Source organism: Methanocalculus pumilus (assembly GCF_055382585.1).
The window spans coordinates 897,506-909,958 of record NZ_AP042393.1; the positions used below are offsets into that span (position 1 = coordinate 897,506).

General features: G+C 44.1%; 8 protein-coding genes and 1 tRNA gene. 7 read left to right on the forward strand and 2 right to left on the reverse strand.

What is annotated here, in order from left to right; genetic code table 11:
- Positions 1-17 precede the first annotated feature (17 nt).
- On the reverse strand, positions 18-1,337 hold the full coding sequence (locus ACZ44I_RS04785; protein WP_464548260.1) for an amidohydrolase: 1,320 nt from the start codon (positions 1,335-1,337) through the stop codon (positions 18-20).
- A 2-nt stretch (positions 1,338-1,339) separates the two neighbouring features.
- On the reverse strand, positions 1,340-2,011 hold the full coding sequence (locus ACZ44I_RS04790) for an MTAP family purine nucleoside phosphorylase (RefSeq protein ID WP_464576601.1): 672 nt from the start codon (positions 2,009-2,011) through the stop codon (positions 1,340-1,342).
- A 949-nt stretch (positions 2,012-2,960) separates the two neighbouring features.
- Here ACZ44I_RS04790 and ACZ44I_RS04795 point away from each other — a divergent pair.
- The 7 genes from ACZ44I_RS04795 to ACZ44I_RS04825 all read left to right on the forward strand — a co-directional run bounded on the left by ACZ44I_RS04795 (position 2,961) and on the right by ACZ44I_RS04825 (position 12,378).
- Positions 2,961-4,172 (forward strand): nicotinate phosphoribosyltransferase, encoded by a 1,212-nt coding sequence (locus ACZ44I_RS04795; RefSeq protein ID WP_464548256.1) that lies wholly within the window; start codon positions 2,961-2,963, stop codon positions 4,170-4,172.
- 154 nt (positions 4,173-4,326) lie between these two features.
- A tRNA-Ala gene (locus ACZ44I_RS04800) sits at positions 4,327-4,398 on the forward strand.
- 434 nt (positions 4,399-4,832) lie between these two features.
- Positions 4,833-6,635, forward strand: a complete 1,803-nt coding sequence (locus ACZ44I_RS04805) for an IS1634 family transposase (protein WP_464548254.1) — start codon at positions 4,833-4,835, stop codon at positions 6,633-6,635.
- 321 nt (positions 6,636-6,956) lie between these two features.
- Positions 6,957-7,958: an RNA-dependent RNA polymerase family protein gene (locus ACZ44I_RS04810; protein WP_464548252.1), complete on the forward strand. Its 1,002-nt coding sequence runs from the start codon at positions 6,957-6,959 to the stop codon at positions 7,956-7,958.
- Positions 7,959-8,074: 116 nt separating this feature from the next.
- Entirely contained in the window at positions 8,075-9,655 is a 1,581-nt protein-coding gene (locus tag ACZ44I_RS04815) for an IS1634 family transposase (protein ID WP_464548250.1), read from the forward strand.
- Positions 9,652-11,748, forward strand: a complete 2,097-nt coding sequence (locus ACZ44I_RS04820; protein ID WP_464548248.1) for a hypothetical protein — start codon at positions 9,652-9,654, stop codon at positions 11,746-11,748. Before ACZ44I_RS04815 ends, ACZ44I_RS04820 begins: the two co-directional genes overlap by 4 nt.
- A 33-nt stretch (positions 11,749-11,781) precedes the next feature.
- Positions 11,782-12,378: a 3'-5' exonuclease gene (locus ACZ44I_RS04825; RefSeq protein ID WP_464548246.1), complete on the forward strand. Its 597-nt coding sequence runs from the start codon at positions 11,782-11,784 to the stop codon at positions 12,376-12,378.
- Positions 12,379-12,453: the final 75 nt, after the last annotated feature.

Genomic DNA, 12,453 nt, shown 5'->3' on the forward strand with positions numbered 1-12,453 from the left:
TTAAAAAAAGTGGTTTTTCAGGACTGATTCTTCAGCTCTTCTTCTCTTCGTGCCACCAGTGCGGCAGCTGCTGCTTCTGCACCGGCGAGGATTGCGTCTTCTCCCGGGATCTCGCGGTCATGCATCAGGATGGCACCGTCGCAGATGACTGTTCGAACGGCATTGCCGCCGCAGGCATAGACGATATTTGAGATTGGATTATGGAAGGGGGTATTGCAGATTGCGTTCCTGTCCACCAGGATGATGTCGGCGGCATATCCGGGTGCGATGATACCGCCGCCCGTTCTGAGTGCCTCTGCACCTGCATGGGATGCGATCTGAATCGCTTCTTCTGCGGGGAGGATCGTCGGATCGCCTGTTGCGAACTTCTGGAGGAGGCCTGCGATCTTCATCTCCTCAAAGAGATCGAGGTTGTTGTTCGAGGCGCAGCCGTCGGTTCCAAGCGTCACCCGGGCGCCAGCACCTTTCAGTGCCTGGTAGGGGATTGCTCTTCCGCCTGCGAGCTTCATGTTGCTTGCGGGATTGTGGGATGCTGCGGTCTGTCTCTTCCCAAGCAGTTCGCATTCAGCCTCATCGAGGTAGCAGCAGTGGGCGGCGACGGTTCTCTCTGTCAGGATTCCGTATTTGTCGAGGTGGGCGGCTGGAGAGACGCCGTTGTTTTTGATGCAGTCATCTACCTCCTGTTTTGTCTCTGAGAGGTGGATGTGGATTCCGGCATCATGCTCCTTTGCGTACTCGGCACACCAGGTGAGCCCCTCAGGCGAGACGGTATAGAGGGCATGGGGGCCGGTGGCAAAGGTGATCTTTGGGTTGTTCCTTGATTTGATGTGGTTGTGGAGATTGATGGTTGCCTTGATCTCTGCCTCACGCTTCTCTTCGGTGAAGAGGTCGATGAATCCGTGCGAGAGGCAGGCCCGCATCCCGGATTCTTCAACGGCATCAGCTGCCCGGTCCATGAAGAAGTACATGTCGTTGAAGGCGATGGTTCCGGTTTTGATCATCTCAAGGCAGGCGAGTCGTGTTCCCCAGTAGACATCGTCTCCGGTGAGGTGTGCCTCAAGCGGCCAGATCTTCTGTGAGAGCCATTCGAAGAGGACCATGTCATCTGCATATCCCCGGATCAGGCTCATTGCGGCATGGGTGTGGGTGTTCACAAGCCCCGGCAGGATGACGTCGCCTCCCGCATCGATCTCAAATGCGGCTGTGCCTTTGTACTCTGATCGGATCCCCTCTCCAACTGCCTGGATCTTCCCCTGGTCGATGAAGATATCGGTCTTTCTGCAGTTGTGGGTGGCGCCTTTGATCAGAATCGATGTCTGCTTGTTAAATGGTATCATGCTTATCCAAACTCCTTAACAATCCTCTCAAGGATAATGCTTGTTCTCCTGCCCCCTTCTTTTGCCGCAGCGACGATGGTCTCATAGCTGATTGCTTCGTCGCCGATCCCGTTTCCATAATTGTCAACGGTGCAGACAGCGGCAATCGGCAAACTCATCTCTGCTGCGAGGGTGGCTTCGCTTGCAACCGTCATCCCGACGATATCCGCGATCTTTGCGAGTGCCCGAACCTCTGCCTCTGTCTCAAACCTGGGCCCGATCGTCTGGATATAGGTGCCGCCGATTTTTATATCCGGGTGTAAGGTGCTGAGGCCGACGATCAGGTCATGATCGAAACCGGGCATCACGTGGGTGATGGTGGTGTCATGGAATGTCGGGATGCCGCCCCAGCTGATGAAGTCTTTTGGGATGACGATTGTGCCGGGGGGATACTCCAGTTTCAGGGATCCGACTGAACCGAATGCCACGATCCGGTCGACCCCCATGATCTTCAGTGCCGCCAGATGTGCCCGGTGATTGATCTTGTGGGGCGGAAGGGTGTTCTGGTGGCGTGGCACCATGCAGATCTCCCCGCAATGGACGGTTGCTTTCCCATACGGTGTTGCAATCACCTTCTCTTCAAGCGGGGGGAGATCCGCAAAGAGGAGACTTGTTCCACCGATTATTCCGAGCATGGTCTCTGCTCCTTCCACAGGTATCCTGCCATCTGAAGTAGTGTTTCACTTCAGGATTATTGAATGAGATGGTTTTTGGTATTCTCCGTGGTGGTAATGTCAGATCCGGAGTATCTTGATCTGATGCCTGAGGGGGGATTTTGGTATGCCTTTTGGGAATGCACCAGCCCGGCATCCCGGATGTTGCATGAGAAAGCCGGATTTCACTCTCCGGAGGCTATTAGTGCCTGAAGATCCTGATCATCGGTGGAATTGCTGCCAGAACGAAGATGATTCCATATCAGTACCACTCAAGACTCAGGATCGGCTCCCAGAGTTTTGCCACCCTGAGCGCAAAGGCAAAGATACTTGAGTTTCACCAGCCCCATGTCGATCCAGCTGAGCTTCTGAACCCGGTCATCCATCCAATCTGTAAAACCTGCCATTATGCTCTTTCCTCTCGCCTCTCAGTTAAGGCAGATGGATCTCTTGTCTTCCAGATGTTAAGGTTTTCTGACTCTCAGGAAAGTGGATCTCGACCTGCTTTTCCCAACAGTCAGGAAGCCCTATCGTGTGGTATTCATCTATCAAACTGTTTTATGCTCTTCTTTTCGTATTGATGAAGCTGATGCATAGCCTCTTATACCGGGAAAGATAATTACCATTTCAGGGGGGACCTTTTGCTCCAATGCCCTGTGCAGCCGATGGTTTTGGTCACCTTCACCATCTGGCGGGGCAGGTCTTTTCCCCTGTTTTTGAATGGGCTGTTTTTAGGATTTTTTATCAGTCCTGAGGTTCTTCCGTATTTTTCCGGTAATGGATATTGCCAACTACTAATATGGTAGTAATTAGTAGTGGTTAGTAGCTGGGTGGTGATGATCTAATAGTAATCCCCTCCTCTCCCTCTCTTCTCCCATCTCCCCGGTACCCTTCGCAATCTTTCTATCCGATTGCGTTCATCTGTACTTCCATGAGCCGGTTTGGGAGTCTTGATCCTGATCTGATACAGAGCGGTGGCTGCACCGACATCTACTTCCCCCGCTGCGAGGCGGTGCTTGAGAAGGCGGGAGTGAACCCGTTCGTTGTGATGGAGGTCTCGGTTGCATCGCTTCCCCTTGGGTTTGGCATCCTGGCTGGGCTTGACTCGGTGATGGAGCTCTTTGACGGCAAGCCGGTTACGATCCACTCTCTTCCCGAGGGATCGATCTTCTATGAAGGCGAGCCGGTGATGGTGATCGAGGGGTACTACCGGGATATTGCACGGTTCGAAACAGCCCTCCTCGGCTTCCTCTGCCATGCATCTGGTATTGCAACCGCTGCCGCCCATATCGTCTCCGTCGCAGCCGGGCGGCCCATCTTCTCCTTCGGCTCAAGGCGGCAGCACCCGGCGATCGCCCCCATGATCGAGCGGGCTGCCTGGATCGGCGGGGTTGCAGGTGTAAGCAATACGGCCGCCCCCGCCGGGATTCCTCTTGCCGGGACGATGCCCCACGCCTATGTCCTCTCGTTTGATACTCCTGAATCGGCGTGGGCAGCATATGCGGAGTATGCCGATCCCGATGTGCCCCGGATCATGCTCTGCGATACCCTCTCTGACGAAAAGGCCGAGGCCCTTGCCGCCGCCCGGATCGGCTGCTCGGCGGTCCGGCTCGACACCCCCCGGTCACGCCGGGGCGATATCGGCTCCATCATCGGGGAGGTCCGGTGGGAGCTTGACACCCATGGATATAAGGATGTGAAGATCTTCCTATCAGGCGGCGTCACCGCAGCCGACGTCGCCGCCCTCCGCGATATCGTCGATTCGTTTGGAGTCGGCGGCGCTATTGCCAATGCACCTGTCATCGATTTCTCGGCCGACATCGTCGAGAAGGATGGCACCCCAATCGCCAAACGCGGCCGCCGCAGCGGAAGAAAGCAGGTCTGGCGGCTTCCTGGCGACGCTCCGGGTGATGAACCAGATCAGGCCGGCGGCAAGGGCGTAGGAGAGAGCAGCCAGGGCGGCAGCCACCGGGGCAACCCCCACACCGGCCGCCGCGTCCTCCTCCACACCCAGACCCCACCCACCGGGGCGGCCCCCCTGCTTGTGGAGCTCATCCAGGCCGGCCGCCCGGTTACAACCGTCAGTACAGAGGAATCCCGGCGGCGGGCGGCAGAGGAGATGCGGAGCAGGGAAGGGATGTGAAGGGTCGGGGCTCTATCTGATACACGAGGAGAGGCATTACCGGAGACTCCGTGGTATCCAATAAACAATCTATTTATGCGACTCCTGCGAATAGTATAAGGTCAGTGGGCGTCGTTGCCGCTGGATACAATCATCTCAGGACGCAATCGTTGCTGGGCCGATAGATCAGGGGTAGATCGCTACCTTGGCATGGTAGAGGCCGCGGGTTCAATTCCCGCTCGGTCCATTTTGTTTTCACTAGTAATATTATGATAAATTATTTCTTTGAATCAAAGAGTCATTTTTTCTAATGATAATACCTAAGTCGATATGATCTATTACCTACTCATTGGAATTCTAATAAGGGCAATCCTCGGGGGTTTCAGATTTGCATTTTTCAGTATTATAATACTCACATTGCTCGCAGATTCTATCAAGATATTCAGCTGTTTCACCCATTGGTCTCACTCATTGGAATATTGATATTGAGTTATAATAAATATTATTGTACTTTATAAGTCAAATTGAAAGAATATTGATACAATATTGTTTGTATTGCACAATCCGCACCCCATCCACAATTCACATTTAATTATATTTTTATTTAACAATATAACAACTAGTACAACTATTATCCAACATAATAGTTAACTATAAATCCATCCCCATTCTATATCCTTCATGTCGAAACAGAGGGAGAAGAATGGCCTGACCAAAATGGATCGCCTCTATCCGAAAACCAAAATGAGTGTCACCAATCCGATCAAAGAGCTTAGTAATCTGGTGGATCGTATACCGGAATCACCCTCTCCAACACAGATAACCCCATTCATTGCCTTGGTTGTTCGATCAATCCTCGATAAAATCGGGTTTGTTGATCTGGTAAACGAAACGGTATCCTGGGATCCCAATCAATGTTCAATCAGCCCGGGAAACCGAGCACTCGCCCTTGTCCTGCTACCGTTTCTCTCCACCAAACAACGTGTTGCACTGGTTCATGTGAGCCAGCAGCTCGAAGATATCGACACAGAACTGATCTTTGGTTCGGCCATACCTGCCACATCGTTCACTGACGATTGTCTCGGAAGGTTCCTTGACAAGTTCGCAGAAGCATGTCCCTCAAACTTCTTTCAACAGCTCTCTCTCCGGGCCTATGCCACCTACGACATCCCACAATCACTGATCCTCCATAGTGATGTCACATCACATGAGGTCTGTGGCGAGTATGATCTCGATGAAACACCAGATGCTCACGGTCCAACAATCTGTTTTGGCCTCAACAAAACCGGTCGAAAGGATCGCAGGATCTTTCAGACAGGAGTCGTCTCAGATGGCAATGGACTGATCCGGTATTGCAGAACCATGAATGGAAATCATGCAGACTCCGTCTGGAATATGGAAGCGCTCACCGTTCTACAGGAGATCTTCGGGGAAGAGTTCAGAAACCATACCTATATTGCAGACTCCAAACTCCTCAACCGTCCCAATCTGGAGGTCTTAAACCGGCAGGGATCTGAAGTGCGGTTTATATCGCATATTCCAGCGAATTTTGCAGGGAAACTTGCTGAACGATACCGATCGATTGCCCGTGAACGGAATCAATGGACAGACCTTGGTCAATGTTGCACCGAGGAGGAGGCAGGGAAGCGGGCAACCTACCGTTCACAGCGATTTCAGGTTGAAATCTATGGATTGCCCTATACAGTTGTCGTCTATGAAACATCAGCAGCAGATGAGCGGGTGCAGAGCCAGATCGAGACGGATAGAACTGATTTGGAGAAGTTGATCAAGGAGAAGAAGTTCAAAACACCATTTGCCTGTGAACCTGATGCACTGAGGGCAATTGAAGAACTGCACGAACAGTCCCGAAAACTGCTTGTAAAACCAGTGCTCGAGATCGAATCCGAGACAAAACAACGATGGCCGCGGGGGCGGAGGGGAGAGAAGACGAAACCTCTTGAAGAGTGGACGGTCTACCATGTCCGGGTGAAGGAGATCTGTGTGCACGATGAACGCGTGAGAAAATTCAGAGAGAAGAAGGAAACATTCGCTCTCCTGACAAATCATCACGAATCGGATATGGATGACAGGTCCGTGCTCAAGCATTACAAACAGCAGCACATTGTCGAGAATATTTTCCGGACAATGAAATGGTCGGTTATGGCAGACCGGATCTATCTGAATAACCCAAAACGGATCGATGCCATGATGACGATCCTGTATGTTTCGTATCTTGTGATGGGGATTTTGCAGATGATCGCACGGATGAACATCAGGAACCTGCCGGAGCCGCCCAGGATCTATATCGATAATAAACCCCTGAAATCTCCAACCGCGGCTTTTCTGATACATTCTCTCGGCTTATTCAATATTCTCACCGAAGATGGAAACCGCCAGATCACAGGTGTTACTGAACGCAACAGGTATCGTCTTTCGGTTCTGCTCTATCTGATTGGCATGGGTTCAGAGGAAGGAGTATCCTGATTACTTCCTGAGTACATCCTAATCGCTCCCGGTGATGCACACGACGATAGCTGACGGCATGGATGTTCTGCAGGGTTGAAAAGAGGCAGAAGTCATCAGGACGGTGAGAGTGAGTGTTTATCTTGCCGGGAGAGAGATGAGAAGGGATCGAATGTCGGACTAATTGACTCTTTTTAGCCTTTAGGGGATTCTAATTCAGCTCTTTTGCCTCAGAGGGTGCGGATTCTGAATTGTATCTTCATTTTTGATGTTTCTATCCAAGATAAATAGAAAAATCTAGTTATCAAAATGTATATATTAATAAATAACAATTAAGAAAATGTGGATTCTTTAGAATTGGTGTATGTTGCCTATAAAAAACTTAAACAATACATCTATTATGAACAACTTGATATTTTCTTAAAGGAAAAAATCGCGGAATTTGAGTGTGATGAAACATTTGAAAGTAATTTAAAGATAATTTCGAAAATAATTAATGATATATCTGTTGGTCTTAGTGATACTGCTGAAATAAACTCTTTACTAGATAAAATTAGTTTTAATTTAATTCCAAAATCGCTTGAATCTTTCCCTAAGTCCTGTTTTAATAATAATTATATTACAAATGATGACTCTTCTGAGGAATATAATCTCAATGGGTTTAATTATTTTATAAATGCTCCAATTGAAATTCATCTTCTATGTGTAGTGTGGGTTATGAAGGTTGGGGTATGTCTTGACTCGGAACTTTCTAATAACTGTTATTGGTATAGGATAAATGAGAGACTAAAAAAACCTAATGATAAAAGCAGTCATCTTTTTGAACTTTACCACAAAAAATATGCTGAATGGAGGAATAATGCCCTTCAAAAGGCAGAAGATCTATTAGATAATGAAAAGAAAGATGTTGCAGTACTAAGCCTTGATTTAAAACAGTTTTTTTATTGTACTCATCCTGATTTTGATGCATTAATTAGTTACATTCAATCTAAATATGGCGATAAATCCTTTTATAATGATGAAAGTATTTTTGCTGAAACAATTACACGAATAATCGAGAAAATTCATCAATCATATCAATCAGTTATTGACCAATATTATTTTAGTTATTCTCATTGTCATATTGAGAGAAACCCACATCGATATATCGTTCCAATTGGGTTGGTGTCATCAGGATTGATCTGTAATTGGCATCTGAGAATGTTTGATAATGATGTTGAAAAAGTATTGAATCCTGCATATTATGGTCGTTATGCTGATGATATTTTAATCGTCATTAGTAATCCGGATATTGATAAATCGAAAAAGGATAAGGATTATATCCTGAACTCCCGCTTTTTATAGGCACTGGATCACAATAGGATCCCACATAACCATCCATTTCCTCAATTTATCCTCGATATGGGCTTGTAATCGAAAGTACTTTATACTATCATGTGCCCATATTGTGTAGGCACACCATGAAACCGATTCGAAGGATCAAAAAGTCTGGCGACAGAGAATACTGGTACGAAGAAACACCCTATTACGACCCGGTATCAAAACAGACTCGATATAAAAACTCCAAATATCTTGGACGAAATATTGACGGAAAGCCCGTTCGTATGCGGGATGCACCACCAGAAGTCAGGGAAAAGATCAGGAAAAATACCAAAACCGTAGCTGTCCGTTCTGCCTACGACCATGGATCAGTCATGCTCCTCACGCAGATCATGCATGACCTGAAACTGGATCAATATCTGCATGAGATTCTTAATGACTCAGATGCTGCAATGGTAACTGCACTTGCACTCAACCGGATTATCAGACCACTGGCAATGAAAGATGTCGGGACATGGTACGCCGGAACCACTCTCGCTCTTGATTCGCCACAGATTACTCTTACCGGACAGAGAATCAGTGAACTGCTTGCTCGAATCGGGTCCAGCACTGTTCCCCAACAACTGATGACGAGACTCCTGGAAGAGAACAGGACGAAACGGACACTGATTTATGATATCACCAGTCTCTCCAGTCATTCTTCTCTGATGAACCTTCTTGAATATGGATATAACAGGGATGGCGTGTCACTTCCCCAGATTAATCTCTCACTCATCATGGACAAGGAACTTGGTATCCCGGTGATGTACGATCTCTATCCAGGGAGTATTACCGATGTCACAACGCTCACCGGTACACTGAAGAAAATTGCCGCATATGGCGTGAAAGAGTATACCGCCATTATGGATCGTGGGTTTTTCAGCCAGCATAACCTTCTGGAGATGCTTGATCAGCAGATTTCGTTCATTATCGCTGCAACGTTCCAGCTGAAGGATGTGAAACTCCTCCTCACCGAGGCGCAACGGGATATCACCAATGTTGAATACTTACAGAAGTTCAAAGACAAGACGATCTACGCAAAACCAGTGACACTGTCACTTGAGTCATATCAATTGAAGGGGTATCTCTTCTATGATCCAAAACGGGAACTTGAGGAGAAAGAATCACTCACCAGCCGTCTGGTTGATATCAGGGATAAACTGGCCACTGTGAGACTGAAGAAGGAAAAACCTGCATTTATCCGGTTTTATGAGATCGCAGGCAAGCTCAAGAATTTTTTCGATTGGAAAGCGGTTGATGATCGGATTGAAGCAACAATTCGGCAGAATGCTGTTGCACAACGGATGAACAGAATGGGGAAGTTCATGGTGTTTTATTCAGGAGATGTTGACTGGTTGACTGCTCTGTCTCTGTACAGGGAACGTGATGAGATCGAGAAGGAGATAGAGATGATGAAGTCGGATCTGGATTTACTCCCACTGAATACGCATAAGGACAGTACCACAAGCGGTTTCATCTTTGTTGTGTTTGTGGCTTTGATTATCCGGGCTAGGTTGTTACGGATGATGACGGAAGCAGAGTTGCTGAAACACTATTCGGTAAAGAGCCTCTTGCTTGAGCTCGATAAGCTCAAAAAGATCACTCTTGCAGATGGGCAGGTGATGATGACTGAGATGACGAAGAAACAGCGGCTCATCCTTGAGGCACTTGAGATCATGTGACTACGTTTTCCGGGAGTTCAGGTTATATTATTGATGACTTTATTGAAAAGTATTTCCTAAAAACATCTTTATTAAAAAAGCAAGAAAAAAATGGTAATAAATATTATTGTCTATGTTGTGATGAAAATCTCTGTATGCAGCAAGATAAATTATTTTTACATTATTATTCTTCCGATCAATCTCATGCTGTATTAAAAAAATTTAAACAGAAAATCATGGAAAATTCAAGTGCTTTTTCTTTGTTACCTCAGGATGAATTAGATCTTTATATAGAAAATGCTGCGTACAATTTGAATTATTTTGGTTCTACTAATAAATTTCGTAGTATTATAGGATTTGAAGAGAATCTGACTGAATTTTCAATAAAATTATCGAAAATCAATCAAACTGTAAAGCAATGTGATTTAGAAAAAGACATTTTAAAACAAATGTCTGATCAAATATTTAAATTCTACAATGGTTCAAATTTCATAAACTTTTGTCGAACTTGGGAGAAATATTTCACCTTCTTGATAATTAGTGGACAGTATTCGGACTGTGCAAAATTTTATTATACAATACAAAGCGTCATTTGCAAGATCTCTCAATTCAGACCCGAAGTTGAGAAAGAATGTGATATAGAAAAGTCTATTTTGATTCTTAGCAGGCAAAGAGAAGACTTAAAAAGATATCTCGATATCTCGTTATCAATGGCTCTTTCAATACTTGGTTCAGATATCCAATCATATGTTTTTTATCATAAAAATGAGGGGAGGAAAAAAACAATTTCTTCAAAAGGTCTAAATGCTAAAATTAGGGAATTGAAAAATATTGCTTCTTTATTAAGAGGATCGAATCTAACAAGACATTCTAATATAATTTATCCATTAATTAACTATACTGATTATGAAGGATCATTCATTGATTTTGATAAAGTTGAAAAATATTTAACTACAGTATCAATAAATTTTGATGAAGATAATAAAAAAATTAAATATTCACCTCGTTTCATTCACTATGATGAGTTTTATCTTTTTAATTTTATTCAACAACAAATCCAAAATGGCAATATTAATATGGTTGATATAAAAAATAAATATATTAATATTTCACATCTCCATGATGACACCATCCCAATCTATATTAATCAAAGAGAATTTGGTTTATATAAGCCGGAATTAAAAGAAACTTCAGAGGATAAAAACTCTAAAATTCTATCGTACCATATTGTTATTTCCAGGAATGATTCAAATAATCATAAAAATGATGAGACTATAAGAATTGGAATAGCGAATATCAAAGTTAAAGACGATTATATAAGCTCTAGTTATAAGCCATCAAAAAAACCGATGATGGTCATCGAAAGGCAGAATGAATTGTTCCAATTATTAAACCTCGCGAAAAATGAATCATGTGATTTATTTATTCTTCCAGAATTATCCATACCTCACCGTTGGTTGCCCTTTATGGTTCAATATGCACGCAATCATCAAATAGGATTGATTTTTGGAATGGAATATTGGAAAAATCAAACTGATAATTCGGCATATAATTTTATTGTAGCGGCTCTTCCAATTATTTCAGAAGATAAATATAAAACATGTTTCCCAATTATTCGTTGTAAAAATCATTACTCTCCTCATGAGAAAATTGAATTAATACGTTCTCATTTAAAAATACCTGAAATTAATCAATATCGATATGATCTAATTAAGTGGAAAAATACCCAATTTTCAATTTATAATTGCTATGAACTAGCAGATATAAACCATCGATCACTTTTCAAGTCAGAACTAGATTTCCTAGTTGCATGTGTTTTAAACAGAGATATATTATATTTCTCTTCAATTATTGAATCTGTTGTGAAAGATCTTCACTGTTATGCAATACAAGTGAATTGTTCAGATTATGGCGATTCTCGTGTTGTACAGCCAACAAATAGTGAAAATCTTAATCTGATTAGAGTGACTGGTGGAGATAATAGTACTATACTAACAACAAATCTTAAAATACAAGAATTGCGAGACTTCCAATGTCTTGGTTACTCTGAAACCGATAAACATTACAAACCAACACCTCCGGGTTATGATCATTCTAAGGCTGGAAAGCGATAATTAATGGTGATAAATTATCATTCAGGGTGATTTATGTATCTATTCTTTGATTTAGAAACAAATGGTTTAGCAAAATCTATGAATGCTCCACCAAGCCAAATAGAAAACTGGCCAAATATTGTTCAAATCGCTTGGTCGATATTTGATTGCGATGGTGTTGAGATTAAAATGGTATCTTCAATAATATTTCCGAAAGATTTCACTATCACTAAGACGTCCTCAAGTGTTCACGGGATAACTACCGAGATGGCAAAAAAGGAAGGAAAAAGTATTGATAGCATCCTTTCATTATTCAATGAAGATATAGTGGATATATCTCTTATTGTCTCACATAATTTGGATTTTGACCTTCTAACTTTGAATGCAGAATTTTTACGAAATCAAATGAAAACTGATCTGCTCAATATTAAAAGATATTGCACAATGAAGTCTCCGCAAGTTGTGGATTATTGTAAAATCCCAAATCCATTTAGACCTGGGTATAAATGGCCTTCATTATCCGAGTTACATATGAAACTATTCGGTAGCTCATTTGATAATGTACATAATGCCTCTGCTGATGTTAATGCATGTGCTAGATGCTTCTTTGAACTTAAAAAAAGAGGGGTGATTATTGATAGGACTGTCTAGACATATACAAATGACTATATATGTCGCTCCCCCTCCCCCCCCCCAAAAAAAAACACTTTCACGACGCACGGTTCA

Coding starts and splice junctions, on each gene's coding strand:
- ACZ44I_RS04785 (WP_464548260.1), bottom strand. CDS start 1,337: ATGATACCATTTAACAAGCAGACATCGATTCTGATCAAAGGCGCCACC.
- ACZ44I_RS04790 (WP_464576601.1), bottom strand. CDS start 2,011: ATGCTCGGAATAATCGGTGGAACAAGTCTCCTCTTTGCGGATCTCCCC.
- ACZ44I_RS04795 (WP_464548256.1), top strand. CDS start 2,961: ATGAGCCGGTTTGGGAGTCTTGATCCTGATCTGATACAGAGCGGTGGC.
- ACZ44I_RS04805 (WP_464548254.1), top strand. CDS start 4,833: ATGTCGAAACAGAGGGAGAAGAATGGCCTGACCAAAATGGATCGCCTC.
- ACZ44I_RS04815 (WP_464548250.1), top strand. CDS start 8,075: ATGAAACCGATTCGAAGGATCAAAAAGTCTGGCGACAGAGAATACTGG.
- ACZ44I_RS04825 (WP_464548246.1), top strand. CDS start 11,782: ATGTATCTATTCTTTGATTTAGAAACAAATGGTTTAGCAAAATCTATG.